General features: G+C 68.2%; 23 protein-coding genes. 8 read left to right on the forward strand and 15 right to left on the reverse strand.

What is annotated here, in order from left to right; translation table 11 throughout:
* Positions 1 to 13: 13 nt before the first annotated feature.
* The 8 genes from zwf to AB4Z46_RS13595 all read right to left on the reverse strand — a co-directional run bounded on the left by zwf (position 14) and on the right by AB4Z46_RS13595 (position 9,918).
* Complete coding sequence (zwf, locus tag AB4Z46_RS13560; RefSeq protein WP_442284021.1) at positions 14 to 1,477, reverse strand: glucose-6-phosphate dehydrogenase; 1,464 nt, start codon at positions 1,475 to 1,477, stop codon at positions 14 to 16.
* Positions 1,477 to 2,139, reverse strand: a complete 663-nt coding sequence (eda, locus tag AB4Z46_RS13565) for a bifunctional 4-hydroxy-2-oxoglutarate aldolase/2-dehydro-3-deoxy-phosphogluconate aldolase (RefSeq protein ID WP_442284022.1) — start codon at positions 2,137 to 2,139, stop codon at positions 1,477 to 1,479. Before eda ends, zwf begins: the two co-directional genes overlap by 1 nt.
* On the reverse strand, positions 2,136 to 4,040 hold the full coding sequence (gene edd, locus AB4Z46_RS13570) for a phosphogluconate dehydratase (protein WP_442284023.1): 1,905 nt from the start codon (positions 4,038 to 4,040) through the stop codon (positions 2,136 to 2,138). The genes eda and edd overlap by 4 nt, the downstream gene beginning before the upstream one ends.
* Positions 4,041 to 4,075: 35 nt before the next feature.
* Positions 4,076 to 5,713 carry an NADP-dependent glyceraldehyde-3-phosphate dehydrogenase gene (locus tag AB4Z46_RS13575; protein ID WP_442284024.1) on the reverse strand — a complete coding sequence of 546 codons (1,638 nt, stop codon included), beginning with the start codon at positions 5,711 to 5,713 and terminating at the stop codon, positions 4,076 to 4,078.
* A gap of 75 nt (positions 5,714 to 5,788) precedes the next feature.
* Entirely contained in the window at positions 5,789 to 7,006 is a 1,218-nt protein-coding gene (locus AB4Z46_RS13580) for an ROK family protein (protein WP_442284025.1), read from the reverse strand.
* A gap of 89 nt (positions 7,007 to 7,095) precedes the next feature.
* Positions 7,096 to 7,899 carry an ATP-binding cassette domain-containing protein gene (locus tag AB4Z46_RS13585; protein ID WP_442284026.1) on the reverse strand — a complete coding sequence of 268 codons (804 nt, stop codon included), beginning with the start codon at positions 7,897 to 7,899 and terminating at the stop codon, positions 7,096 to 7,098.
* Positions 7,899 to 8,861, reverse strand: a complete 963-nt coding sequence (locus AB4Z46_RS13590) for an ABC transporter permease (protein WP_442284027.1) — start codon at positions 8,859 to 8,861, stop codon at positions 7,899 to 7,901. Before AB4Z46_RS13590 ends, AB4Z46_RS13585 begins: the two co-directional genes overlap by 1 nt.
* Positions 8,862 to 8,910: 49 nt before the next feature.
* Entirely contained in the window at positions 8,911 to 9,918 is a 1,008-nt protein-coding gene (locus AB4Z46_RS13595; protein WP_442284028.1) for a sugar ABC transporter substrate-binding protein, read from the reverse strand.
* Positions 9,919 to 10,158: 240 nt separating this feature from the next.
* Between AB4Z46_RS13595 and AB4Z46_RS13600 the strand changes: the two genes are divergently transcribed.
* Complete coding sequence (locus AB4Z46_RS13600; RefSeq protein WP_442284029.1) at positions 10,159 to 11,088, forward strand: carbohydrate kinase family protein; 930 nt, start codon at positions 10,159 to 10,161, stop codon at positions 11,086 to 11,088.
* Between the two features lie 68 nt (positions 11,089 to 11,156).
* On the opposite strand, the gene AB4Z46_RS13605 is transcribed toward AB4Z46_RS13600, so the two are convergent.
* Together AB4Z46_RS13605 and AB4Z46_RS13610 are read right to left on the reverse strand one after the other, a co-directional pair.
* Positions 11,157 to 11,306, reverse strand: a complete 150-nt coding sequence (locus tag AB4Z46_RS13605) for a DUF3563 family protein (RefSeq protein ID WP_442284030.1) — start codon at positions 11,304 to 11,306, stop codon at positions 11,157 to 11,159.
* 124 nt (positions 11,307 to 11,430) lie between these two features.
* Complete coding sequence (locus AB4Z46_RS13610) at positions 11,431 to 11,853, reverse strand: universal stress protein (protein WP_442284031.1); 423 nt, start codon at positions 11,851 to 11,853, stop codon at positions 11,431 to 11,433.
* 139 nt (positions 11,854 to 11,992) lie between these two features.
* Between AB4Z46_RS13610 and AB4Z46_RS13615 the strand changes: the two genes are divergently transcribed.
* Complete coding sequence (locus AB4Z46_RS13615) at positions 11,993 to 12,520, forward strand: universal stress protein (RefSeq protein WP_442284032.1); 528 nt, start codon at positions 11,993 to 11,995, stop codon at positions 12,518 to 12,520.
* Positions 12,521 to 12,554: 34 nt separating this feature from the next.
* On the opposite strand, the gene AB4Z46_RS13620 is transcribed toward AB4Z46_RS13615, so the two are convergent.
* The 3 genes from AB4Z46_RS13620 to AB4Z46_RS13630 are packed head-to-tail and all read right to left on the reverse strand — an operon-like array spanning position 12,555 to position 17,351.
* Positions 12,555 to 14,117, reverse strand: coding sequence for an AAA family ATPase (locus AB4Z46_RS13620; protein ID WP_442284033.1), 1,563 nt, complete (start codon positions 14,115 to 14,117; stop codon positions 12,555 to 12,557).
* A 1-nt stretch (position 14,118) separates the two neighbouring features.
* The gene (locus tag AB4Z46_RS13625; RefSeq protein ID WP_442284034.1) at positions 14,119 to 17,010 is read right to left on the reverse strand and encodes an adenosylcobalamin-dependent ribonucleoside-diphosphate reductase; all 2,892 of its coding nucleotides are present in this window, start codon (positions 17,008 to 17,010) and stop codon (positions 14,119 to 14,121) included.
* A gap of 14 nt (positions 17,011 to 17,024) precedes the next feature.
* Positions 17,025 to 17,351: a cytochrome C gene (locus tag AB4Z46_RS13630; protein WP_442284035.1), complete on the reverse strand. Its 327-nt coding sequence runs from the start codon at positions 17,349 to 17,351 to the stop codon at positions 17,025 to 17,027.
* A 235-nt stretch (positions 17,352 to 17,586) separates the two neighbouring features.
* On the opposite strand from AB4Z46_RS13630, the gene AB4Z46_RS13635 reads away from it, so the two are divergent.
* Positions 17,587 to 18,207 carry a hypothetical protein gene (locus tag AB4Z46_RS13635; RefSeq protein ID WP_442284036.1) on the forward strand — a complete coding sequence of 207 codons (621 nt, stop codon included), beginning with the start codon at positions 17,587 to 17,589 and terminating at the stop codon, positions 18,205 to 18,207.
* Positions 18,208 to 18,273: 66 nt separating this feature from the next.
* Here AB4Z46_RS13635 and AB4Z46_RS13640 read toward each other — a convergent pair whose 3' ends face one another.
* The gene (locus tag AB4Z46_RS13640; protein ID WP_442284037.1) at positions 18,274 to 19,095 is read right to left on the reverse strand and encodes a universal stress protein; all 822 of its coding nucleotides are present in this window, start codon (positions 19,093 to 19,095) and stop codon (positions 18,274 to 18,276) included.
* Between the two features lie 223 nt (positions 19,096 to 19,318).
* Between AB4Z46_RS13640 and AB4Z46_RS13645 the strand changes: the two genes are divergently transcribed.
* The 5 genes from AB4Z46_RS13645 to AB4Z46_RS13665 all read left to right on the forward strand — a co-directional run bounded on the left by AB4Z46_RS13645 (position 19,319) and on the right by AB4Z46_RS13665 (position 24,213).
* Positions 19,319 to 19,846 (forward strand): flavodoxin family protein, encoded by a 528-nt coding sequence (locus AB4Z46_RS13645; RefSeq protein WP_442284038.1) that lies wholly within the window; start codon positions 19,319 to 19,321, stop codon positions 19,844 to 19,846.
* Between the two features lie 9 nt (positions 19,847 to 19,855).
* A complete protein-coding gene (locus AB4Z46_RS13650) occupies positions 19,856 to 20,851 on the forward strand; it encodes a zinc-dependent alcohol dehydrogenase family protein (RefSeq protein WP_442284039.1) in 996 nt (331 codons plus the stop codon).
* Positions 20,852 to 20,945: 94 nt separating this feature from the next.
* Positions 20,946 to 21,320 (forward strand): TraR/DksA family transcriptional regulator, encoded by a 375-nt coding sequence (locus AB4Z46_RS13655; RefSeq protein ID WP_442284040.1) that lies wholly within the window; start codon positions 20,946 to 20,948, stop codon positions 21,318 to 21,320.
* Between the two features lie 116 nt (positions 21,321 to 21,436).
* Entirely contained in the window at positions 21,437 to 22,168 is a 732-nt protein-coding gene (locus AB4Z46_RS13660) for a winged helix-turn-helix domain-containing protein (RefSeq protein ID WP_442284041.1), read from the forward strand.
* Positions 22,169 to 22,170: 2 nt separating this feature from the next.
* On the forward strand, positions 22,171 to 24,213 hold the full coding sequence (locus tag AB4Z46_RS13665) for a PAS domain S-box protein (protein ID WP_442284042.1): 2,043 nt from the start codon (positions 22,171 to 22,173) through the stop codon (positions 24,211 to 24,213).
* Here the strand turns inward: AB4Z46_RS13665 and AB4Z46_RS13670 are convergent.
* Complete coding sequence (locus AB4Z46_RS13670; RefSeq protein WP_442284043.1) at positions 24,207 to 24,938, reverse strand: Crp/Fnr family transcriptional regulator; 732 nt, start codon at positions 24,936 to 24,938, stop codon at positions 24,207 to 24,209. The two genes, AB4Z46_RS13665 and AB4Z46_RS13670, sit on opposite strands and share 7 nt — an antisense overlap.
* Between the last annotated feature and the right edge of the window lie 96 nt (positions 24,939 to 25,034).

Below are 25,034 nucleotides of genomic sequence, written 5' to 3' on the forward strand. Positions count from 1 at the left end.
GGGAGTGAGCGCCTCAGGACTCCTCCCGCCATGCGGCACCATCGCGCCCGACCAGCGCACTGGAGGCAGCGGGCCCCCAGGATCCGGCGGCATAGGGCCTGGGCATCTGGTCGGAAGCGCGCCAGCCGTCCAGGATCGGCTCGCACCATCGCCACGCGGCATCCAGTTCGTCCCGGCGCATGAAGAGGGTCAGGTTCCCCCGGATGGCATCCATCAGAAGCCGCTCGTAGGCTTCCATCGGACGCTGCATGAACTGCTCGGCAAAGTCGAGGTTCAGCTCCACCGGCTTGAGCTTCAGGGTGTCGCCCGGYACCTTGGCCATCATGAACAGCTTGAGTCCCTCCTCCGGCTGGAGCTGGATCACCAGCCGGTTGCCGAGCGAGTCCTTTCCTGCGGAAGGGAAGATCGAATGGGGCACAGCGCGGAAGTTCACCACGATCTCGGCCACGCGCTCGGCCATGCGCTTGCCGGTGCGCAGGTAGAACGGCACGCCCGACCAGCGCCAGCTTTCGAGTTCCGCGCGAATGGCGACGTAGGTCTCCGTGGCGCTGTGGGGCGGGATGCCCGGTTCCTCGAGGTAGGCGGGAACCGGCAGGCCGTTGATCGTTCCGGCCCGGTACTGGCCGCGAACGGTGCGCGAATCGACGTCGGCCGGCGTGAACGGCGCCAGCGCTCGCAGCACTTTCAGCTTCTCGTCGCGCACGGCATCCGGGTGAATGGACGAAGGCGGCTCCATCGCCACGATGCACAACAGCTGCAGCAGGTGGTTCTGCACCATGTCGCGCAACGCACCGGTGCGGTCGTAGAAGTCGCCCCGCGTCTCTACACCCACTTGCTCGGCGATCGTGATCTGCACGTTGCTCACCCAGGTCCGGTTCCACAGGGGTTCCAGCAGCGCATTGGCAAAACGCAGCGCGAGCAGGTTCTGGACCGGTTCCTTGCCGAGGTAATGGTCGATGCGGAAGATCTGCGGCTCGGCGAAAACGCTGCCGACGTCTTCGTTGATCTTCTGCGCCGACGCCAGATCGCGCCCGAGGGGCTTCTCCAGCACCACGCGCGAGTTCGCGCCAACCAGACCCGCCGCCGCCAGGTTCTTGCAGATGGGTGCGAAGAAGTCCGGCGCGGTGGAAAGGAAGAAGACCCGCACGTCGGCCGGCGAGTCCTTCAGCGCCCGTGCAAGCCCGCTGAAATCCTGGGGCGTGTTCGCTTCCACCTGGAGGTAGTCGAGCCGCGCGGTGAAGGCTTCGAAGCTCGCCGCGTCGATGTCGGCGGCGGCGACGAAGTTGGCGAAGCTGGCCTTCACCATGGAGACGAACCGGTCCCGGCTCAGCGCCTCGCGCGCCAGGCCGAAGATCCGGCCGTGCGGCGGGAGGTCGCCATCGCGGTGGCGGAAGTACAGCGCAGGAAGCAGCTTGCGCATGGCAAGGTCGCCGGTCCCGCCGAACAGCAGCAGATCGAACGAGGAAACCTGCGGCATCAGCAGGACTCCTTGCCCGGGGCGCCCGCGAGGGCGCGGGCCGTCGCCAGCCCCACGGCTGCGCGCGCCAGCGCCGTGATCTGCGCCCAGTCCCTCGCAGCGATCGTGTCGCTCGGCGTCAGCCATGAGCCGCCGACGCAGGCGACATTGGGCAATGCCAGGAAGTCCGGCGCCGTGGCCGCGCCGATGCCGCCGGTCGGGCAGAACTTCAGGTCGGGAAACGGCCCGGCCAACGCCTTCAGCATGCCGATGCCGCCCGCCTGCTGCGCCGGAAACAGCTTGAGAGCCGTGAAGCCTGCCGCGCGCGCCGCGATCACTTCGGACGGCGTCATCACGCCGGGCAGCAAGGGCAGCGTGCTGTCCTTCGCCGCGGCGACCAGGGCCGGCGTCAGTCCCGGGCTGACGCCGAACAGCGCGCCGGCCTTGAGCGCCGCGTCGAAGTCCTCGGCCCGGGTGATCGTGCCCACCCCGGTGATCGCGCCTTCGACCTCGTTCGCGATGGCCTCGATCGCCTGCAGCGCCACCGGCGTGCGCAAGGTCAGCTCGAGCACGCGAATGCCGCCCGCCACCAGCGCGCGCGCCAGCGGTACGGCATCTTCGAGTCTGTCGATGACGATGACCGGGATCACCGGTCCGGTTTGCATGATTTGTAGAACGGTCATGCCGTGGCTCCCTGGTCGAATGCGAAGTGGTCGTGGACCGGTGCGACCTGGGCGCCGGGCGCTGAAGCTCCCGGCTCGGCCGCGTCGAAGGTGATCGCGCCCTGCTCCGCACCGAGCGCATTGGCGCGAAAGGCCGCGAACAATTCGCGCCCCATGCCATGGCGGGACTCGCCGAGATCGGCGACGGCGGGCTGCCGCGCCTGCCACTCGGCGGCGCCCACGCGGGCTTCGAGCAAGCCGCGTTCGCCATCCAGCAACAGCGTGTCGCCGTCGCGCACGAGCGCCAGCGGTCCGCCCGCGAGGCACTCCGGCGTCACGTGGATCGCGGCCGGCACCTTGCCGGAGGCCCCGGACATGCGGCCATCGGTGACCAGCGCAACGTGGAAGCCCTGGTCCTGCAGGACACCGAGGATCGGCGTGAGCTTGTGCAATTCGGGCATGCCGTTGGCGCGCGGCCCCTGGAAGCGCACCACGGCGACGAAGTCGCGCTGCAGTTCGCCGCGATCGAAGGCCGCCATCACCGCTTCCTGGGTGTCGAACACCCGCGCCGGCGCCTGCACCACGCGGTGCTCGGGCTGGATGGCCGAGGTCTTGATGACGGCCCGGCCGAGGTTGCCCGTGAGCAGCTTCAACCCTCCGTCGGCACTGAAGGGTGCCGATGCGGTCGCCAGCACGCCGGGATCGGCGCTGACCTGCGGCGCATCGCGCCAGGCCAGGCGGCCGCTGTCGTCCAGGTACGGTTGCTGGCGATAGCGCGCCAGCCCGCCGGCGCCGGCCACCGTGAGCGTGTCGCCGTGCAGCAGGCCGGCGTCGAGCAACTCGCCGATCACGTAACCCATGCCGCCGGCCGCCTGGAACTGGTTGACGTCGGCCTTGCCGTTCGGATAGACGCGCGCCAGCAGCGGCACCACCTCGGACAGGTCGCGGAAGTCGTCCCAGTTGATGAGGATGCCGGCCGCGCGCGCGATCGCGACCAGGTGGATCGTGTGGTTGGTCGAGCCGCCGGTGGCCAGCAGGCCGACGATGGCGTTGACGATCGCGCGCTCGTCGACCACCTGGCCGATCGGCGTGTACTCGGCGCCGTCGGCACCGATCTCGACCGCCCGGCGCGCCGCGGCCGCGGTCAGCGCGTCGCGCAACGGCGTGTTGGGGTTGACGAAGGCGGCGCCCGGCAGGTGCAGTCCCATCACCTCCATCAGCATCTGGTTGCTGTTGGCCGTGCCGTAGAAGGTGCAGGTGCCCGGGCCATGGTAGGACTTCTCTTCCGATTCGAGCAGCGCATCGCGGCCCACCTCGCCCTTCGCGTAGCGCTGGCGCACGCGGGCCTTCTCGTCATTGGAAATGCCCGACGGCATGGGACCGCCCGGCACGAAGATCGCCGGCAGGTGGCTGAACTGCAGCGCACCGATCAGCAGTCCGGGGACGATCTTGTCGCAGATGCCCAGGCACAACGCGGCGTCGAACATGTTGTGCGACAGCGCGACCGCCGTGGACAGCGCGATCACGTCGCGGCTGAAGAGCGACAACTCCATGCCGGGCTCGCCCTGCGTGACGCCGTCGCACATCGCCGGCACGCCGCCGGCGAACTGCGCGGTCGCGCCCGCCTCGCGCGCCGCCTGCTTGATGATCTCCGGAAAGCGTTCGAAGGGCTGATGCGCCGACAGCATGTCGTTGTACGACGAGACGATCGCCAAGTTCGGGCGCCGGATCTCGCGCAGCATGATCTTGTCGCCTGCGGGCGCCGCTGCAAAGCCATGGGCGAGATTGGTGCAGCCCAGCGCCTGCCGGTTCGGGCCCTTGACACGGGCTCGTTCGAGCCGCGCGAGATAGGCGCCGCGCGTATTCGCGCTGCGGCCGCGGATGCGGTGGGTGACCGCCGAAAGTACGGGATGAAGGGTCATCGGTAGGGCCTCGCCGGGCTGAGGACGTGCGCTTCTCAAAGAATGAAGCCGGTGTTGAGGAACCTCGACCTGTGGTCCTGCACGATCGCGTTGAGCAGTTGCTTGCTCGGCTCGGTCTGCTTCGCCGCCACCATCGAGCGGATCGAGAAGGCGCGCAGCGCGTCGGCCACCGACAACGTGCCCTCGGCGGAATCCTTGCGCCCGGCGAAGGGAAACACATCGGGGCCGCGCTGGCACTGGCAGTTGATGTTGACGCGGCAGACCTGGTTGACCAGCGGGTCGACAAGCGCGCCGATCTGCCCGGCGTCCGAGCCGAAGATGCTGACCTGCTGGCCGTGGTCCGAGGTGATGACGTAGTCGAGCGCGGTCTCGATGTCGTCGAAGGGCATCACCGGGACCAGCGGGCCGAACTGCTCTTCGCGGTAGAGCTTCATGCCTTCGCGCACTGGGTACACGACCGCGGGATAGAAGAGCGTCTGGCAGAATGCGCCGCCGCCCTCGTTGACGATGCGCGCGCCCTGCGACCGGGCATCTTCGAGCGCCTCGGTCATGTAGGCCGTGCGGTGCAGGCCGGGCAGCGGCGTGATGCTCACGCCGCTTTCCCACGGCATGCCGATCTTCAGCCGGGCGAGTTCCTCGGTGAAGCGCTCGAGAAAGCGCTCGGCGATCGAGCGATGCACGATCAGCATCTTGAGCGCGGTGCAGCGCTGGCCGTTGAAGGACAGCGCACCGAGCAGACACTCCCTGACCGCGAGTTCGAGGTCGGCGTCGGGCAGGATGATGGCGGCGTTCTTGGCATCGAGCCCCAGGATCGCGCGCAGGCGGTGCGACTTCGGATGCTGCTTCTTGAGATGGTCGGCGACCTTGCTCGAGCCGATCAGCGCCAGCACGTTGACCTTGCCCGAGGCCAGCAGGCGCGGCACGACGACCGCGCCGGGCGCGTAGATGGTGTTGATCACGCCCGCGGGAAAGGCCGAGCGGAACGCGTCGAGCAGCGGGTGGAACAGCAGCGTGCCGTACTGCGGCGGCTTGAAGACCACCGTGTTGCCCATCAGAAGCGCCGGAATCAGCGTCGCGAAGGTCTCGTTCAACGGATAGTTGTACGGGCCCATGCACAGCACGACGCCGAGCGGCGTGCGCCGGATCTGGCCGATGGTGCCCTCGGCGATCACGAAGCGCGAGCTGCCGTTGTCGAGCGCCTTCAGCGACTCGATGGTGGCCTGGATGTACTCGACGGTGCGGTCGAACTCCTTGCGCGAATCGGCGAGGCTCTTGCCGATCTCCCACATGATCAGCATCACGATCAGCTCGCGCTGCTGCGCCATCCGTCGCACGAACTCCTGCATGCAGGCGATGCGGTCGGCCACCGCCATGGTCGGCCACTCGCCGCGTCCGTTGGCGTAGGCGGCCACGGCGGCGTCGAGGGCGGCATCGCTCTCGGCCTCGCCCATCACGGGGTAGCTCCCGATCTCGACCTGGCGCAGCTCGCCCGTGGCCGGATCGCGGGTGCAGACCGGCGACAGCACGGTCTTGCAAGGCCCGCCCCACGCGATCATCCGGCCGCCGATCAGGGATTGGCGCTGGTGCACCGGCGCGGCCAGCCGATGCTCGGCCGGGATGTCCTCGAGCGAGGGAAAGTGCTGCGCGAGCTGAGCGCTGCGATCGACGTTCATGAGGCCTCCGAAGGGATGGGAATCAGGGAACGGCACACGATGTCTCTCCAGGCGGGCGATCGCAGGGCGCGTGGATCAGCGATCGAGTTTGAGGAACAGGTCGCGATCGGGGGCGAAGTTCGCGTACAGCGGCAGCAGCGCGCCGCCGATCGCGCGCGCATCGGCGCCGATCGCGCCGGCCAGCACCTTGGGGCGGGCCACGCCTTCCCAGCTGTAGCGGTCGAGCGCGCCGTCGACCTCGGCGAGGACCTCGGCGAGCATCTCGCGGCCGAACGAGCCGTCGATGATCACCCCGTCGAGCTCGAGCAGCGCAGTCGCGCTGTGGATCGCCAGTGCGATCGCCGGACTCATCTGCTGCATCCACGCACGCGTGACCGCAAGCCATGGCGGCGCGAGCGCGCGCGCATCCGCCACGGCACCGACATCGAGCCCGGCCTGCGCGTACAGCGCCTCCAGCGTGAACAGCGACGCCACGCTCAGCAACTGGGGCGGCGGTGCGCCGTCGGCGCCCCCCAGTCCGACCGACATCGACCCCACGGCGCCCGCGTTGCCGGCCCCTCCGCTGCGCAAGTGGCTGTCGATCACGAGCCCCCCGCCGATGAAGGTGTCGATGAAGATGTACAGGAAGCTGCGGATGCTGCGTCCGCGCCCCGCCACCAGTTCGGCCACGCAGGCGGCCGTCGTGTCCTTGACGAGCTCGACCGGCAGCTGGGTCATGGCCGCCACCCGCACACGAATGTCGATCGCATTCCACTTGCCGGCTTGCTCCGGCGCCACGCCCAGCAGCGATTGCCAGCCGCCCAGCGACAGCGGCGCCGCGATGCCGATGCCGTGCAACAGCTGCGCGCGCTTGGGCCCGAGYGCCTTGCGCAGCGTCGCCAGGCGCGCACGGATCTCGTCGAACAGCGTGTCGGGGTCGGGGAACTCGTAGTCCAGCGTGAGGCGCTCGCGCACCTGGGCGGTGAAATCGACCAGCAGCACGTCGAGGCTGCGCCGTCCGATCTTGATCCCGATCGAGAAGGCGCCATCCGGGTTGAGCGCCATCGGCACCGACGGCTGGCCGATTTTGCCGCGCACCGGTGCGTGCTTGAGCACCAGGCCGTCGGCTTCCAGCCGCGCGATGATGATCTGCACCGTCTGGGCCGTGAGATTGGTCAGGCGCGCGATCTCGGCCTTCGGCAGCGCGCCATGGAGGCGGATCGCCTGCAGCACCACGCGCTCGTTGAACTGGCCCATGCCCACCTGGTTGGAGCCGCGCGGACGCAGCCGAACTGCAGTTTCTGCGCTGTTCATGGCGCGAGTTCGTGAGTGATCGCGCATTCGAGCGGTTCGGGGCCAGGCAATGGATGGATGTTCATGGACTTGGTGGAAAGGTTCGGGTTTCAGTCAAGGGCTTCGGCGGGCAGTTCGTCCGGACGCATGGCGCCCGTCATGACCGCGACCGTGTCGCTCATGCTGATCTTCTTCGGGTTGACGATGCAGGCACGCTTGCCGAGTCGCGCGATGTGAATCCGATCGGCGATCTCGAACACATGCGGCATGTTGTGGCTGATCAGGATCACCGGCAGGCCCTTGTCGCGCACGCGCCGGATCAGCTCGAGCACCATGTTGCCCTCCTTCACGCCGAGCGCGGCGGTGGGCTCGTCGAGGATCACCACGTGCCGCGCGAACGCCGCGCTGCGCGCCACCGCCACGCACTGGCGCTGCCCGCCCGAGAGGGTCTCGACGGCCTGGGTCATCGACCGGATACCGACCTTCAGCTCGTTCATGCGCGCGACGCTCTCGTCGAGCATCTTCTTCTTGTCGATGATGCGCAGCAGCCGGGAGACGAAGCCCGTCTTGATGATCTCGCGACCGAGAAAGAGGTTCTCGGCGATGGTCATCGCCGGCGCCACGGCCAGGTCCTGGTAGACGGTCTCGATGCCTTCGCGGCGGGCGTCGATCGGCGACTTGAAGTGGATGGTCTTGCCGTCGAGCTTGATCTCGCCTTCGTCCGGAATGGTGGCCCCCGACAGGGCCTTGATCAGCGACGACTTGCCGGCGCCGTTGTCGCCGATCACCGCCATGATCTCGCCTGCGCGCAGTTCGAAGTCGGCGCCATCCAGCGCGGTGACGTTGCCGTAGCGCTTGACCAGGCCGCGCGCTTCCATCACGAGCGGCGGCGTGCCTTGGGATTGCTTGTTCATCAGCGGGCTCCCTTGCGTGAGAGTTGATCGGTCGTGACGGCGAGGATGACGAGCACGCCCGTGATCAGGACCTGGTAGACCGAGGGCACGCCCATCAGCGTGAGCCCGTTGCGGAACACGCCCACGATCAGCGCGCCCAGCAAGGAGCCCAGGATGATGCCGCGGCCGCCGAACAGGCTGGTGCCGCCGAGCACCACCGCCGTGATGGCGTCGAGGTTCTCGGTCTGCCCCGCGTTCGGGTCGCCGACACCGGTGCGCGCCACCGACAGCAGCGACGCGATGCCGTAGAACAGGCCCGCCGTCACGTAGACGCCCAGCAGCACCCGGTCGGTCGCAATGCCGGTCAGGCGCGTGGCCTCGGGGTTGTTGCCGACGGCATAGACGTGCCGGCCCGGTTGCGTGTCGCGCAGGCCCCACCACATGAAGACATACATCGCGATCATGAGCAGGGTGCCGTAGTTGACGGCCGCGCCGCCGAGCGAGACGGTGTTGCCGAAGAAGGTCATCGCCGGCGGCAGGTCGGTGATGGTCTGCGCACCCGAATACAGCTGCGTGATGGCGAACGCGATGTTCATGGTGCCCAGCGTCACGATGAACGGGGGCAGGCGAATGCGGGTCACGAGCAGCCCGTTGAGCAGGCCGAAGGCCATGCAYGCGAGCAGCCCGCACAGGATCGCCAGGTATTCGTTCATGCCGCTGGCCACCGCCAGCTTGGTCATCACGATGCCGCCGAGCGCCATCACCATGCCGCAGCTGAGGTCGATGCCCGCCGTCAGGATGATCAGCGTCTGGCCGATCGCGATCGTGCCCACCACCATCACCTGCTGCAGGATCAGCGAGAAGTTCTGCACCGACAGGAAGCGGTCGCTTTGGGTCGTGAAGAAGACGACCGCCAGCAGCAGCGCGATCAGCGGGCCGAGCGTGGCAATGGGCGGAAGCCTGGAGGACTTGGTCGATGTCATGGCGTCTCCGGATCGTTCTGTGAACTCAGCAGCAGACATGGGTGCCCCCTTACTTGTTGCCCCAGCAGAGATCGGTGCCGACCTTGGTGTCCTTGCTCTCCACGCCGCTCATCGGCTTGTCGGTGATGAGCGTCACGCCGGTGTCGGTGTAGCCCTTGACCTTCTTGCCGTCCTTGGCGTACTGGACGCCGGCCGCAACACCCATCGACGCCATCTTGAGCGGGTATTGCTGCGAGGTGGCCGCGATCACGCCGGCCTTGACGTTCTTCACGCCGGCGCAGCCGCCGTCCACCGAGACGATGACCACGCCCTTCTCCTTGCCCGCCGCCTTCAGCGCCTGGTAGGCACCCGCCGCCGCCGGCTCGTTGATGGTGTAGACGATGTTGATGTCGGGGTTCTTCTGCAGGCAGTTTTCCATCGCGGTCTGGCCCTTGGCCTGGTCGCCGAAACTGTCGGCCATGCAGACGACCTCCGGGCTCTTCGACAGCTCGTTGCTCTTCGCGTCGGCCGCCTGCAATCCGAAGCCCGACATGAAGCCGTTGTGCCGCTGCGCGCCGACCGGGTGGCCCGGGAACAGGTCCAGCGTGGCGATCTTGGCCGGCTTGCCGGCCATGGCAGCCTTGGCGTACTGGCCGATGAGTTGGCCGGCCTTGTAGTTGTCGGTGGCGAAAAGCGCGTCGGTGGCGTCGACCGGGTCGGCCGGGCTGTCGAGCGCGATGAACATCACGCCCTTTTCCTGCGCCTTCTTGATCGCCGGCACGATGGCCTTCGAATCGCTGGGCGTGATGAGGATGGTCTTGGCGCCGCCGGCGATCATGTTCTCGATGGCCGTCACCTGGCCTGCGTTGTCGCCATCCGTCTTGCCGGCGGCGCTGAGCAGCTTCGCGCCCTGCGCGGTGGCCGCGGCCTGCGCCCCTTCTTTCATCTTGACGAAGAAGGGGTTGGTGTCGGTCTTGGTGATCAGCCCGATCACCGGCTGGTCGGCCGCGCTCGCGATGCCTGCGGCGCAGAGCCCGGCGGTGAGGGTGAAAGCAATCCGAAGCTGTGTCTTCAACATGGGGCGTCTCCGTGTGCGTCGAGCGGCCGGCAAACCGACTTCGGAATGTCTTGAGGCCGGCGCCGCCATGCGGGGATGCATGGCGGCGTGAGAGGAATTGTGGGCACGCCGACTTAATAAATCAATTAGATTTATTAGGTACTTTCCCGAGGTCCTGGCATCCTGTTCGTGCGTCATGCTCGCGTCCTCGGCCAGCCGCAAACCTGTGCGCGCCGGCCACGAACCGATTGGGAGAACGTGATGTTTGTCGTCTGCGGAGAAGCGTTGATGGATGTGTTCGCCAGCGGCGACACGCCGACCGGAATGGCGCTCGATGCGCGTGTCGGTGGCTCCCCCTTCAACGTCGCGGTGGGGCTGGCGCGGCTGGGGCAGCCCGTGGCCTTCTTCAGCGCGTTGTCGCGCGGCTTCCTGGGCGAGCGCCTGATGCGTGCGCTGCAGGACGAAGGGGTCGCGACCGCATCGTTGGCACGCGTCGACGCGCCCACCACCTTGGGACTGGTGGGGCTCGATGCCCAAGGCGTTCCCTCGTACGCCTTCTACGGCGAAGGCGGCGCCGACCGGCAACTCGGAACCGACGCACTCGTCTCTCTGCCGGCGCACATTCGCGCCGTCCAGCTCGGCTCGTACGCCGCGGTGGTCGAGCCCATTGCCGCCACGCTGCGCGCGCTGGTGGAGCGCGAGCACGCGCGCACGCCGATCTGCTACGACCCCAACGTCCGGCTCAATGTCGAGCCCGACCTGGCACGCTGGCGCGACATGCTGCAGTGGATGCTGCCGCGCACCCACTTGCTCAAGATCAGCGAGGAAGACCTGTCGCTGCTGTTGCCGGGCACCGGCTTGCAGCGGTTCGCCGACGAGGCGATGGCGCGCGGCGTGGGCCTCGTCGTGGTCACGCGGGGTGGCGACGGCGCGGTGGCCTGGACGCGATCCGGCTCGGCGAGCGTGCCTGCGGTCGCGCTGCCGGTGGTCGACACCGTGGGTGCCGGCGACACCTTCCAGGCCGCGCTGTTGACCTGGCTGGCCGAGCACGACAGCCTGTCGATCGGCGCCATCGCATCGTTGTCCGTCGCCCGCCTGCGAACGGCCTTGCAATTCGCCGTCGCCGCGGCGGCCATCACGTGCTCGCGACGTGGCGCCGACTTGCCGCGACGCGGCGAACTCCAACCCTGAGCGGACTGCAGCCGCTCACGAAGAGGTGGGAATGGCCGCCGACGGCCCGCGGGCCCTGTCCGTCGGCTTCAGCCGAATCGGCGACCCCGATCGATTTCGCGCATGCGGCGTTCAAGATCGTAGTTGTCCACGGCTTCGGCGAGGTACGCCTCGTCGCGGGCTTGCGACAACCCGTCGATGGAGATCAGGGCCTTGAAGAACTCAAGAAGTTTGGACATGGAAAGCCTCGTCGTGGACACAGCACGAGATATTAGGGTAAACCCTAATTCCTCGGTGCCAAAGAGGTTTCCGAAGGGACGACCAGGTCTCGCCGGCGCGGCCCGGGGAGACTGCTGCGGCTTTTCAGCGCACCAGCAGGACCGGCACCGCGCAGCGCGCCAGCACCTTGGTAGCGACCGAGCCGAGCACCAGATTCGTCAGGGCGCCCTGGCCACGCGACCCCATGACCAGCAAGTCGAACTTGCCCGACTCGGCGTACGACGCGATCTCCTCCGCCGGATGGCCGATCTTGTGTACGAACCTGGCTTCGATTCCCTCCGCCGCCAGGCGCGCGCGCACGGGGTCGAGCACGACCCGGGCATCGTCCTCGTAGTAGCCGTGGACCATGTCCGGTCCCGCGAACGCGGCCGCCCGGTGAGGGACCGGAAGGACGACATAGAACACCGTGAAGTCATGGCCTGCGCCCCAGAAGTCCTTGTGCGCGCCCAGGCAGGAGAGCATTCGCTTCGTGTAGTCGCTGCCATCGACGGCAAGAAGAATTTTCATGATGTTCTCCTGTCAGGGGTTCTGGATGGCCCGATATTCGTCGCCGCGCCATCCGCCTGGTTTGCGCCAGGTCAACGGCGCGATGCGACGTCGTTCCGATACTGGGTGCCTCAACATTCGCAAACCGAAGGAGCGTGTCATGTACCAACGCATTCTTGTTCCCGTCGACGGCAGTCCGACATCGACGCGCGGCCTGCGCGAGGCCATCGGCATCGCCAAGCTGACCCAGGGGCGGCTGCGTCTGTTCCACGTGATCGACGAACTCTCCTTTGCCCTCGCCATGGATGCCTACACCGGCTATGCGGGGGATTGGCTCAACGTCCTGCGGGAGAAGGGTCGCAACCTGCTCGAGGAGGCCAAGGCCACCGCGCAGGGTTCGGGCATCGAGGCCGACACCGTGCTGTGCGACCATTTCTCCGGTTCGGTCCACGACCAGGTCACGGCCGAAGCCAGCAAGTGGCCCGCCGACCTGATCGTCCTCGGAACGCATGGCCGGCGCGGCGTCGGCCGCCTGGTGATGGGCAGCAGCGCGGAGAACATCCTGCGCTACGCCAGCGTGCCGGTCCTGCTGGTGCGTGCGTCCGAAGCCGAAGCGAAAGCGAAGGCCGGGGCGGAATCCGGCCCGACGAGCACGAACCTTCCGTCGGCGGCCCTGTCGTTCGAGTAGGCGGCGCCATCCGATCCGTCGGCGAAGGCAGCGGTCACCGGCGCCGCGCTTGCCAGCGGGCAAGGAGCGACGCGACGTCCAGCAGCGCCTCGGTGTCGACATCCAGCGTCATCGCCCGCTCCTCGCCGTCCAGCGCTTCGTGAGTGGCCAACTGCCGCTCCAGCACGGCCAGGTCCGCCTCCGACGCGTCGCCACCGCTCGCCCGGCGCGCCGCCACCCGCTGGCGCAGTTGCGCTTCGGTGGCATGGCAGCGAAGAATCGAGAACGGCACGCGCAGTTCGACTGCCAGCGCCCGGAACGCCAACCGGTCGTCTCGTCGCAGGAAGGCTGCATCGACGATCACCGGATAGCCGGCCTGAAGTGCCGTGCGCGCACATGTCGCCAGCCGTTCAAAGGTCCGTCGGGTGGCTTCGGGCGTGTAGAGGTCCACCGCCTGGCCGGTCGATCGCTGCAGCGGTGCCAGGCCGAAGAGCCGCTTGCGCTCGACGTCGGAGCGGATGCGGATCGCGCCCGCGACCGCCAGCAGTTCCGCCGCGATCGTGGATTTCCCCGCGCCGGCCAGCCCGTACGTGATCATCAGGCGGGGCGCCGGACCCGCGTTGCGCGCAGCGAGCGCCTCGGCACAAGCGAGATAGTCGGGTTCGACCGGCTGCGGGTCCCCGCCGACCGTCCGCGCACGCAGGCAGCCCACCATCGCGCGCACCAGCGCCCGATACACCTCGTACACGCGCAGAACCGGCACGCCGGCATAGTCGCCGCTGTGCTGCAGGTAGACGTCGAGAAAGCGATACGCGAGGTCGCTGCGCCCGTGTGCCTTCAGGTCCATGGTGAGGAAGGCCGCGTCGCTCATCACGTCGATCCAGCGCAGCGCGGGATCGAACTCGATGCAGTCGAACGCGGTCAGTTCATCGCCCATGAGCACCACATTGGCCAGATGAAGGTCGCCGTGGCATTCGCGCACCGCCCCCTCGCGCTGTCGTCCGATCCATGCCGTGCGAAGCCCCGCGCCCCGCTCGGCCGCCCAGGTCCGCAAGGCCTGCAGCCGCTCGGCGCCGTAGTCGGCCTGCAGGGTCGCCAGCGCGTCGGTCATCGGGCCGAGCACCTGCTCCGGGGCGCCGAACTCCGAGAAGAGCGGCGCGTCCTGCGCTTGCCTGTGGAACGCCGCCAGCCGCTGCGCAAATCGCGCGAGATGATCCGTCCTCAGCCGCCCCGCCAGCAGCAGGTTGCGCAGCAGCGCCTCCTCCGGAAAGCGCCGCATGCAGACGGCGAAGTCGATGGCGTCGTCGCCGCCCAGGTGCGGCGCCTCCTGCGTGCCGCACACCGGCACCACTTCGAGGTAGATCGAGGGCGCGAGTCGGCGGTTGAGCCGGAGCTCCTCTTCGCAGAAGTGCTTGCGCGCCGCCAGCGTGCCGAAGTCGACGAAGGACAGGCGAACCGGCTTCTTCAGTTTGTAGGCAAGGCGATCGGTCAGCAGCACCCAGGAGATGTGGGTCTCGATCAGCGCGACCGCGTGGCCGGTGTCGGAGCGCAAGCGCTCACGCAGCGCCGCCACCAGGGTGCGGTCCACCACGATCGCGGATGTGGTGCCGGATTCCATGCTACTGGCCGCAGCCGCCGAGGTGTCCGCAGGCCGTGCAGAAGTCGCAGCCGTCCTTCTGGATCATCGCGGCATTGCCGCACTCCGGGCACCGGGCGCCCGGCATCGGCGGCGGTTGATCGGACATCGGCGTCGGCGCCTGCAGAATGCCCATCGCACGCAGCGGGTACCCGTCGCCGTCCAGCAGGCCCAGCATCGCATAGCGATGGATGATCAGGCGCGCCACGTAGGCCACGGTCGATGGCCAGACCTGCTGGCGTTGACGGTCGCGCGGCAATCCCGGCACGAAAGCCATGAAATGGCCCAGCGGCTCGGCGTAGTTCAGCAGCTTGCGCAGCTTCATGCCGATCCATGCCGGGTCGAGCACGCGCATGTCGAGCGAGAGAATGCGCGCGAGGCCGTCCAGCGCCCTCGGGTGATTGCCGGAAAGACCCAGGGCGCAGGGCCGGGTGACCCGCCCGCCCTGCCCGTCCGGCAGCAGGACTTCCTTGAGCGTCAGCGCGAACGTCTCGCCGCTCGCCGGATTGTGGACATCCACCGCCCAGGCGAGCGTCCCGTCGGGGCCGGTCTGCGGCTCGTCGCGGCTGAACAGGGCGTCGATGACCGGCGTGGCCGAATGCGCCTCGTCCTGCCACAGCCCCAGCTGATCGCAGCGCCAGCGGATGACCGCGGCGGTGGCCGCCACCACGCCGGGAAAGCGGCGCATCTCGCCGTGCGGCGGGAAGGGCATCTCGAACGAGCGCTCCTCCTGCACCGTGGCCAGCACGTCCAGCTTCAGGCGCATCCACGTCGGATCCTTCGCGCGCAGATCCATCGACAAGGTCTTCGCCAGCGCACCGAGACCGCGCGGCTGCTCCGCGCCGTTGATCCAGACTTCGAACGGCGCCGGCCTGCCGTCTTCGGGAAGCTCTCCGATGAAGAGCGCGAACTCGCCGTACGGATGCCGCACCATGTAGGTCCAGGCCGCATTGCCTGCCGGCAGCTCCGGACGCCCGGGCCAGCGCAGCGACGCCAGCACCGGCTGCGGCATGCGCTCCAGCATCAGGCGCTCGTTCAGCGGGCCTGCATCGATCGTCATGGGCTCCTGGGCGATCGCCGGTCCGTGCGCACTCAGCACAGCGCCCAGGACGGCATTGGGCCTGTAGGTCGCCAGGCCCTTCAGTCCGGACCTCCAGGCGCGCAGGTACAGATCCTTGAAGTCCGCATACGGATAGTCGACCGCCACGTTGACTGTCTTCGAGATGGCGGTGTCGACCAGGGGCGCCACGGCAGCGACCATCTCCTCGTGCGCCTGCGCACTCATCTGCAGCGCCGTGACGAAAGCAGGGGTCAGCGGCTCGTCCTCTCCCTTCAGATGCCGATACAGGCGCCAGGCATGGTCCTCGACCGCGTGTTCCTCGAAAGCGCCCTCGAGCGTGCGCTTGCGCCGCATGTAGGTCCACGAGAACGGAGGCTCGATCCCGTTGCTCGCGTTGTCGGCGAAAGCCAGGCTGATGGTGCCGGTGGGTGCAATCGAAAGAAGATGCGAATTGCGCACCCCTCCCGCCCGAACGCGCTCCTTGAGCGGCGCGGGCAGCCGCGACGCGAACGTCCCTCGGCTCAGGTAGAGATCGGCGTTGAAAAGTGGAAAGGCGCCCCGCTCGCTCGCCAGGTCGACCGACGCTCCGTAGGCCGCATCGCGCAGAACCTCGGCAATGCGGCGCGCGGCCTCGCGCGCGGCGGCGCTGTCGTAGCGCAGGTTCATCATGACCAGCGCATCCCCGAGGCCGGTGAAGCCGAGGCCGATGCGCCGCTTGCTGCGCGCTTCCTCGCGTTGGCGCTCCAGCGGCCAGAAGGTGATGTCCAGCACGTTGTCCAGCATGCGCACCGCCACGGCCGCCAGGCTTGCGAAGGCCTCCTCGTCGAATCGCGCCTCCGCCTCGAACGGCGTGCGCACGAATCGCGTCAGGTCGATCGAGCCGAGGCAGCAGCAGCCGTAGGGCGGCAGGGGCTGCTCGCCGCAGGGGTTGGTGGCCGCGATCGCCTCGCAGTAGGAAAGGTTGTTGTCGACATTGATCCGGTCGAGAAACAGCACGCCCGGCTCGGCATGGTCGTAGGTCGACTGCATGATCTGGTCCCACAGCGCGCGCGCGGACAGCGTGCGATAGCTCCAAAGGCCGTCGTCGCGCTGCCCGGCGCCCGCCGCTCGCAGCCGCGGCCCCGGTGCCGCCCGATGCACCAGCTCGAAAGACCCGTCCTCCTGCACGGCCTCCATGAACGCATCGGTCAGCCCGACGGAAATGTTGAAGCTGGCCAGGTCGCCCTGGTCCTTGGCCCGGACGAACTCCTCGATGTCGGGATGGTCGCAGCGCAGCACGCCCATCTGGGCGCCCCGCCGGGCGCCCGCGGACTCCACCGTCTCGCAGGAACGGTCGAAGACCCGCATGTAGGACACCGGCCCCGATGCGTTCGACTGCGTGCTGGCGACCCAGGCGCCGCGCGGCCGGATGCGCGAGAAGTCGTAGCCCACGCCACCGCCGCGGCGCATGGTCTCGGCGGCTTCCGTCAGTGCCACGTAGATTCCCGGATGGCCGTCCTCTTCGGCCGCGATGGAGTCGCCCACCGGCTGCACGAAGCAGTTGATCAGCGTGGCGGACAAGGCGGTGCCGGCCGCCGACTGGATGCGTCCCGCCGGCAGAAAGCCATCCTGCAGGGCCTGCAGGAAACGCGGCTCCCAATGCGCGCGAAGCTCCGGTTGCTCTGCCTGTGCCAGCGCCCGGGCCACGCGACGGCACACGTCCTCGATGCTGCGCTCGTCGCCTTTGGCGTACTTCTCGCGCAGCACCTCCTCGCTGATCTGCTGGGCGGGCAGCCTCCGCGTCGGCGGCGGGGTCTTCCGGGTATCGGTCGACATCGCGAGCTCATTCCTCAATGGCGACCACCAGTGGGCGTCAGCACCACCGGTGAACCGGAAGGCGTCTTGAAGCCGTAGAAGCGCTCGTTGAGATGCGACGTGACCGCGATGATGTCCTCGTCGCTCCAGTTCAGCGAACCCGCGGCTTGCCAGCGCGCCACTTGCGCCTGGAGACTCTTCCAGTCGGTGGCCAGTCTCCGGTCCCGCCAATGCACCTGCGTCGTGTGGCAGGCGATGCAATGCGTCGAGTACAAGAGTTCTCCGCGCGATTGAGCGCCCGCCGAGGTACCGGACAGGATCGCGCCGACCAGAATGCATGCCGCCAGTGGGTAGGTTGACATGGCGCCGCTCCTCGCTTTCAACAGGGCAGTACCAAGGATCGCGCAGGCGGGGTGCCGGCAGATTGACGCAGCGCAATCGGCACGCAACTCCTTTCCGAATCGACACCGATCGAACCGCGAATCATGGCGGCCTGGCGACGCGGGGCGAAATGCCGGAAGGGCCTGCACTCCGCGCGGGAATTCGCAGATCGACTCGACGAGGGGGTCGCCGCTCATCATCATTCGGAGAACGACCATGACATCAAGGAAGAGCCTTTTCGCCGTGTGGGTCCTCGTCTTGAGCGCGTCGGCTTTCGCGATAGACAACACGCCACCGGGTCCATTGAGCCCGCCATCGACGCCCTCCCAGAAGGCCAGGGATACCGCGGCCAAGGCAGCACACGAGGCGCAGATCGCCGCGCAGAAGGCGGCCGACGAGGCCAAGGCGGCAACCGAGCAGGCCAAGGTGAACGCCGGCCAGATCTCCAAGGCGATCGCGGAAGCCATCCGGCGCGCAGCGCAGAAGGCCGCCGAGGCGGCGAACCGCTTCGAGGAGAAGGCCAACGCTTCGGCCGGAAAGGCTCTCGACGCCGCCGCGGGAGCCGTGCACGAGGCGCAGGAGCAAGGCGAGAAGGCATCGGCGGCGACCAAGGAGGCGCTCGACCTGGCCGAACAAGCCGCGAGCAAGGTGATCGCGTCCAGCAAGGAGGAAGCCGAGAAGGCCGCGCAGTCGACACGCGATGCATTGCAGAAGGCCGAGGAGGCCACGCGCGCCGCCGCGCTGGCTGCGAGGGATGCCGCGCAACAGACGGTCGAGGCCGCCAAGGGGTCCAAGGCCACCCCGGCGCAGCCCGCGGACCCACGTCCTGGGCGATAACCCCGTATCGGCCCGAAAGCGATCGGAATGCTCGACACCGATGCGCGCGAGCACCGTGGGGTCGACTCAATGCGACATCAGGACCGGCAGCGTCATGGACTGAAGGATCGACCGCGTGGCACCGCCCCACACCCATTCGCGCGCACGACTGTGGCCGTAGCAACCCATCACGAGCAAGTCCGCACCCATGTCCGCGGCCCTCGACAGAAGGTGCTCGCCGGCATCGCTCCCTTCGGGGCCACCCGAATGCACGGAGACGCTCACGCCCTGCCCCTTCAGATAGTCCTGCAGGCCATGCAGGGAAGCGTCCGCCGCTTCGCCGTAGCTGACCGCGTGCACCGACTCCGCGCGCTTCATCCAGGGCAGCGCCGCCGACACCGCGCGCGCGGCCTCGCGCGATTCCTTCCAGGCAACCAGGACGGTTCGCCCGATGGGGGCGACCGGGCCCGCGTAAGGCAGCACCAGCGCCGGCCGGCCGCTCTCGACGAGCACGCTCGGCAGAAAGTCGGGCGGCAGCTCGGCGGCGGCGGGGTCGTCGCCGTCGCGCTGCCCCAGGATCAACAGATCGGCGTACAGGGCGCGCCGGGCGAAGCCCCAGGGCGCATCGCTCATCGGCTCGGCCCAGTGCAGGCGCGGGGAGCCGCCCCCGGCCGCCATGAAAGTCGCATGGGCCTTGCCCCGGCATTCCTTGTCGAGCTCCTGCATGATCGCCATGGCTTCGGCCGCGCCTTCCAGCGCATAGGGATAGCGCATGAGCGCGGAGATGGTGCATGGCAAGCCCGTGACTTCGGCATCGAAGGCCTCGGCCAGTTGCCGGGCGACCTTGACGCGCTCCGCAGTGCGCGCTGAACCGTCCAGGTGAAGCAGGATCGTCTTCGGTGTTTGCATGAGAACTCCTTCGAAATCCATGGGTGAGATACAGGCAACTTAGCGCCATCGGCATCGCCTCGCCTTGCGCGGCGTCAAACCGCACGGCGCGTATTTCGCCCGATCCACCGGCGAGAGCACCGGCTGGCGCGGCAGGCGCGGCAGGCGCTCCCTTGATTCAGCGCAAGCCGGTCACGGCCGGGAACTCCTACATTGAAGACTGGACAACGAACTGGAGATGGCAATGAGCAAGGTTCTTGTGATCGTCTACTCCTATACGGGCACCTGCCGCCGGGTGGCGGAACTCCTGTGCAGCCAGCAAGGCTGGCGCGGTGCCGAGATCGTGGAGGCCCGACCCCGCAGCGGCGCCATCGGCACCCTGCGCTGCCTGCTCGACTCCCTGTTTCGGCGCCGGCCGGCGATCCTCTACGACGGCCCGCTGCCAAGGGACTTCGACGCGGTGGTGCTGGTGTCGCCCATCTGGGCGCTGCAGCTGGCCGGCCCGATGCGCAGCTTCGTGGCAAGACAGCGCGATCATTTGCCCGAAGTCGGCGTGGTGTCGGTCATGGGTGGCCAGGGCTCGCCCAACGCCGTGGCCGAGATCGCCCGGCTGCTCGGGCGTGTTCCCATCCTGAGCACCGCCCTCACCATGCGCGAGGTCGACGACGGCAGCTACGCTGCCCGCCTGCAGGCCTTCGGAACGGCGGTGAATTCGGCCAAGGACTCGAAGGAGGTCGTGCGTCCGGTCACCTTGTCACCCCAGGGCGTCTGAGGGGGCAGGATGCAGGCAATGGTCCTTCGGGCCGCCGGCCAGCCGCTGCGGATGGAGCAACGCCCGCTCCCGGAGCCTGCCGCCGGCGAGTTGCGGCTGCGCGTGCTGGCCTGCGCGGTCTGCCGCACAGACCTGCACGTGGTCGATGGCGAGCTGCCGCTGACCGTGCTGCCCATGGTGCCGGGCCACGAGATCGTCGGCGAGGTGGAGGCGCTCGGCGCGGGCGTCCGGGGGCATTGCATCGGCGACAGGGTCGGCGTGCCCTGGCTTGGCCACAGCTGCGGGCACTGCGCCTTCTGCGCCGACGGTCGGGAGAACCTCTGCGACACGCCGCGCTTCACCGGCTATCACCGCGACGGCGGCTTCGCGAGCCACGTCGTTGCCGAGGCCGAATTCTGCTTGCCGCTGGGCGGCCTGAACCAGGACCCGGCCCATATCGCGCCCTTGCTTTGCGCCGGCCTGATCGGGTGGCGCAGCCTGAAGGCGGCGGGCGAGGACGCACGGCGCCTGGGCATCTACGGATTCGGAGCCGCGGCGCACCTGATCGCCCAGGTGGCTGCCGCACAGGGCCGGCAGGTCTACGCATTCACGCGGCCCGGCGACATGGCAGGCCAGGCTTTCGCGACAAGCCTTGGCGCCGCCTGGGCCGGAGGCTCGGACGAAATCCCGGTCCCGCCGCTCGACGCTGCGATCATCTTCGCTCCCGCTGGCGAGTTGGTGCCGCAGGCCTTGCGGGCGGTGCGCAAAGGCGGACGCGTGGTTTGCGGCGGCATTCATATGAGCGACATTCCCTCGTTCCCGTACCGCTTGCTGTGGGAGGAGCGACGGCTGGTGTCGGTGGCCAACCTGACACGCAGCGACGCGCGCGAGTTTCTGGCGCTGGTGCGGTCGCATCCGCCGCAGGTCCACGTCACGACCTACCCGCTGGCGCAAGCCAACGAGGCGATGGCTGACCTGCGGGCCGGCCGCGTGCAGGGCGCGGCGGTGCTGCTGCCCTCAGCATGACGATGGCGACCGCGATCGCAGCGAATTGACGGAAGTCAAACCGGTGCGGCTCGAGGGCGGCGAAGATCAGCACGCCCCATCCATCGAGCGCCCCATGACCCCCCTCACCGAATCGGACCGCGAGGCCCTGGCTCTGCAACTCGACCTCCTGAAGCGCCGCGTACTCGACGAGCTTCGCGGTGCCGGAGCGCATGTCGGGCCCGGCACGCGCGCCGGCGACCATGAAGTCCACAGCCATGCCGACGACGCCGAAGCCGAGCAACTGGACGACGTGCATTTCGCCGAGATCGAGGTCGACCGCACGCGGCTGTACGACATCGAGCGGGCGCAGCAGCGACTGGCCGACGGCCTCTATGGCATCTGCGCCGACTGCGGCGAGGAGATTCCGCGCGAGCGACTCCTGGCCCAACCCACGGCCATCCGGTGCGCCGCTTGCCAGACCGCGGCCGAAAGCCGGCGTCGCAGCTGAAGGCTCACCGAGGAGCCTCGTCGTCGTTGGCGAGCGCCTGCATCCTCCATCCGGATTGCACCCGCGTCGATGGCGTGACGTTGCGATGCGGGCGGGACAAGGAATAACATGCACGGGTGGCCACCCCCCTCCACCTTGCAGTCCTTGACGACGAAGCGGACATCACACAGCTGCTCGCCACCTACCTCGGAGGCCAGGGATTTCGCGTCAGCCAGGTTCATTCCGGCGCTGCGCTCATGGCGCTGATGTCGGGCGATGCGCCCGCGCTCGTCCTGCTCGACCTGGGCTTGCCGGGCGAAGACGGCTTTGCGATCGCACGCCAGCTGCGCGAGCACTGGCAGTGCGGGTTGGTGATCGTCACGGGTCGCGGCGATCCGGTGGACAAGGTGGTCGGCCTCGAGGTCGGGGCCGACGACTATGTGACCAAGCCTTTCGATCTGCGCGAACTGGTCGCCCGCGTCAAGGCCGTGCTGCGCCGCCTGGCGCCCGCAGGGCAGCCCGCATCGGCAAAGGCGAGCGCCGAGGCCGCAACGCTGCTGCGCTTCGCGCAATGGGAGCTCGACACGGCGGCGCGGCGCCTGCTGGACTCGAGCCGGCAGGAGGTGGCCCTGACCACCGGCGAGTTCGACCTTCTGAACACGCTGGCCACGCATCCGGGTCGGGTGCTGTCGCGGGACTTCCTTCTCGAACACACGCGAGGCCGGGACGGCGGCCCCTTCGACCGAACCATCGATGTGCAGATCGGGCGATTGCGCCGAAAGATCGAGGCCGACCCCGACCATCCCCAGATCATCAAGTCGGTCCGCGGCGCCGGCTACATCCTGGTTCCCAAGGTCGAGGCGGGCTGACCGTGGGCGAATCCGCTGTTCCGGGGTTCGACGACGAAACGGTATTCCGCTCGCTCTTCATCGCCTACCCGGACGCGCTCCTCCTGGTGGATCTGCAAGGCGTGATCGGGTTGGCGAATCCCGCCGCGCTGGAGCTTCTGGGCTACGCAAAGGAAGAACTGCAGGGCCTGTCCGTGGACGAACTGGTCCCGGATGCCATCCGGCGCCGCCATTCGGCCTATCGCAACGCCTATGCCGACCATCCCCGCGCGCGCCCGATGGGCATGCAGACGGACCTGGTGGCCAAGCGGCGCGACGGCAGCGAAGTGATGGTCGAGATCGCACTGAGTCCGCTGCAGAATCACGGCCTGCCCTACGTGGTCGCCGCGATCCGCGCAGTAGGCGCGTATCCCCGCGTGAAGCAGGCCCTGCAGCGCGCCCGCTACGCCGAATACCTCGCACAGTTCGGGCGCCACGCAGTGGATGCGCGCGACTCGAAGACACTCCTCGGGCTCGTGCCGGACATCGCGGCGGAAGCCCTGCAAGTCGAGATGGCCAAGGTCCTGCTGCTGGAGCCGAGCGGACTTGCATTCCGCATCGTCGCCGGCGTGGGCCTTCTGCCGCAGGAAACCATCGGCCATCGGATCCCGAACGCGCCCGATTCCCCGTCCGGCCATGTGGTGGCCCGGGGCAAGCCGGTACTGATCGCCGACTATGCGCAGGAGCGGCGCTTCACGATTCCATCCCCCTACGTCGAGGCCGGCATGGTCTGCGAACTCTCCGTGCCGCTGGCGGACCGGGGCCGCACCATCGGAACGCTGGCCGTTCGTTCGCGCACCCCGCAGCGCTTCGGCGACGACGAGGTTCGCTTCCTGGAATCCCTGTCGAGCATGCTGGCCACCGTGCTGCAGCGAGAGAGCAGCGAGGAAGCGCTCAACCATGCGCAACGGCTCGAGAGCGTCGGCCAACTGACGGGCGGCGTCGCGCACGATTTCAACAATCTGCTGACGGTGATCTCCGGCAACCTTCAGGTGCTCGCGGACGCCCCCGCGTACGCCGACGATCCCTTCGTGCAGCAGCTCGTCGGCGCCGCCTCGCGCGCCACCCGACGCGGCGCCGAACTGACGAGCAAGCTGCTCGCGTTCTCGCGACGCCAGGTCCTTCAACCGACGATCGTCGACATCGCCGCGCTGCTGCGGTCGCTGACCGACATGCTGAGGCGCACTCTCGACCAGCGCATCCTCATCACGCTCGACACCGAAAATGCGCTGTGCATGGCGGACCCTGTCCAGCTCGAATCGACGCTGCTGAACGTGGCCATCAATGCACGCGATGCCATGCCGCAGGGCGGCACGCTGTCGTTCACCTGCACGGCGGTGCCTGCGTTGCCCGATGAACTGGATGCCCCACAGAACCGATCCGCCGAGGAAGGCTTCGTGTCGATCGCCATTTCGGACACCGGCGAAGGCATGTCAGAGAGCGTCAAGTTGCGCGCCTTCGAGCCCTTCTTCACCACCAAGGACACCGGCCGCGGCACAGGCCTCGGCCTGTCTACCGTCTACGGCTTCGCCAAGCAGTCGCGGGGTGCCGTCAGCCTGGCGAGTACCCCCGGCGCGGGGACGACCGTCACGATATTCCTGCCGCGCGTCGAGGGAGACCGGGCCACCGATGAGAAGCTCGGGACCGCGGCGAGTGAAGTCCCCTCAGGGCTGCGCGTCCTGCTGGTGGAGGACGATGCGGGAGTGCGCAGCGTGGTCCGGCAGTTCCTGGCCTCGATGGACTGCGAGGTCACGGCCTGCGCCGGCGGCGAGGAAGCGTTGCGCGTGCTTGCCTCGGGCCAGGCCGTCGACCTGCTGCTCACCGACATCCTGCTCGGCGCCGGCCCGCGGGGCACCCAACTGGCCGATGCTGCACACACGCTGTTGCCCGGCCTTCCGGTGCTGCTGATGTCCGGCTATTCCGGAGAGCTGCTCGAGGAGGCTCACGTCCGGGAACTGCTGCGCAAGCCTTTCACGCGAACCGACCTCGAGCAGGCCATCTCGAGGATGCTCGACGGCGCTCAGTGAAGGGCGCCGGCCATCGGCGCGGCCGTAGCCGTACGCTGGATGAAGGCCGTGAGTGCCTCCACCCGCGGAATGTGGATGTCGCGCCGGCCCTTCTCCGTGAACCGGATCACGTCTCCCCGCGCCAGCCGCGACAGCGCCCGGCTCACGGTCTCCAGCGTCATTCCGAGATAGTTGCCGATTTCGGCACGCGTCATGCGCAGCGTGATCTGATCGGTGCGCAGGCCCCGCTGCGCCAGCGCGTCGGCCCAGTAGCGAAGGAAGCCCGCGACGCGCGCATCGGCGGGCAGCGTGCACAAGGACAGCATCGAATCGTGATCGCGGGTGAGTTCGCGGCTCATGGTCTCGTGCAGCGCGGTGAGCAGCGCGGGCGTGCGCACGGCGGCCTGGAGCAGCGCGTCGTAGCGAATGGCCCAGACTTCGCCGGTGTCCATGGCCACCGCATCGCAAGCGTAGTGCGCCGTCGCGATGCCATCGAGGCCGAGCCAGTCGCCCTTGAAATAGAGACCGACCACCTGTTCGCGCCCTTCCCCGGACAGGTTCACCATCTTGAAACAGCCGGAGTTCACGACATGGAGGTATCCGAACGCCTGGCCCACCTGGTACACCGTGTCGCCGGCATGGACGATGCGCCGGTGGATGGGAAAGCTGTCCTGGAGCAGCTGCAGCGTGTCGGCGATGCGCCGAACGACAGACCCCGTGCACTTCGGAACGCTTGCTTCAGTCATCACTGGCTCCTTGCAGATCGATGGGCAAAGCTTAGGAAGCGTGTGCAACGGCACTGCCAACGCCATGGCGTCCTCGGTAACAGCAGGTGAATGCTC

The organism is Variovorax sp. M-6 (assembly GCF_052114385.1).
In the GTDB taxonomy this organism is placed as follows: domain Bacteria; phylum Pseudomonadota; class Gammaproteobacteria; order Burkholderiales; family Burkholderiaceae_C; genus Variovorax.

Excerpts from the sequence above, each read along its gene's own strand:
- AB4Z46_RS13585 (WP_442284026.1), bottom strand. The coding sequence starts at position 7,899 with ATGAACAAGCAATCCCAAGGCACGCCGCCGCTCGTGATGGAAGCGCGC.
- AB4Z46_RS13625 (WP_442284034.1), bottom strand. The coding sequence starts at position 17,010 with ATGTCGACCGATACCCGGAAGACCCCGCCGCCGACGCGGAGGCTGCCC.
- AB4Z46_RS13595 (WP_442284028.1), bottom strand. The coding sequence starts at position 9,918 with ATGTTGAAGACACAGCTTCGGATTGCTTTCACCCTCACCGCCGGGCTC.
- AB4Z46_RS13605 (WP_442284030.1), bottom strand. The coding sequence starts at position 11,306 with ATGTCCAAACTTCTTGAGTTCTTCAAGGCCCTGATCTCCATCGACGGG.
- AB4Z46_RS13615 (WP_442284032.1), top strand. The coding sequence starts at position 11,993 with ATGTACCAACGCATTCTTGTTCCCGTCGACGGCAGTCCGACATCGACG.
- AB4Z46_RS13650 (WP_442284039.1), top strand. The coding sequence starts at position 19,856 with ATGCAGGCAATGGTCCTTCGGGCCGCCGGCCAGCCGCTGCGGATGGAG.
- AB4Z46_RS13640 (WP_442284037.1), bottom strand. The coding sequence starts at position 19,095 with ATGCAAACACCGAAGACGATCCTGCTTCACCTGGACGGTTCAGCGCGC.
- AB4Z46_RS13655 (WP_442284040.1), top strand. The coding sequence starts at position 20,946 with ATGACCCCCCTCACCGAATCGGACCGCGAGGCCCTGGCTCTGCAACTC.
- AB4Z46_RS13630 (WP_442284035.1), bottom strand. The coding sequence starts at position 17,351 with ATGTCAACCTACCCACTGGCGGCATGCATTCTGGTCGGCGCGATCCTG.
- AB4Z46_RS13600 (WP_442284029.1), top strand. The coding sequence starts at position 10,159 with ATGTTTGTCGTCTGCGGAGAAGCGTTGATGGATGTGTTCGCCAGCGGC.
- AB4Z46_RS13635 (WP_442284036.1), top strand. The coding sequence starts at position 17,587 with ATGACATCAAGGAAGAGCCTTTTCGCCGTGTGGGTCCTCGTCTTGAGC.
- AB4Z46_RS13620 (WP_442284033.1), bottom strand. The coding sequence starts at position 14,117 with ATGGAATCCGGCACCACATCCGCGATCGTGGTGGACCGCACCCTGGTG.
- AB4Z46_RS13645 (WP_442284038.1), top strand. The coding sequence starts at position 19,319 with ATGAGCAAGGTTCTTGTGATCGTCTACTCCTATACGGGCACCTGCCGC.
- AB4Z46_RS13670 (WP_442284043.1), bottom strand. The coding sequence starts at position 24,938 with ATGACTGAAGCAAGCGTTCCGAAGTGCACGGGGTCTGTCGTTCGGCGC.
- AB4Z46_RS13575 (WP_442284024.1), bottom strand. The coding sequence starts at position 5,713 with ATGAACGTCGATCGCAGCGCTCAGCTCGCGCAGCACTTTCCCTCGCTC.
- AB4Z46_RS13610 (WP_442284031.1), bottom strand. The coding sequence starts at position 11,853 with ATGAAAATTCTTCTTGCCGTCGATGGCAGCGACTACACGAAGCGAATG.
- edd (WP_442284023.1), bottom strand. The coding sequence starts at position 4,040 with ATGACCCTTCATCCCGTACTTTCGGCGGTCACCCACCGCATCCGCGGC.
- eda (WP_442284022.1), bottom strand. The coding sequence starts at position 2,139 with ATGACCGTTCTACAAATCATGCAAACCGGACCGGTGATCCCGGTCATC.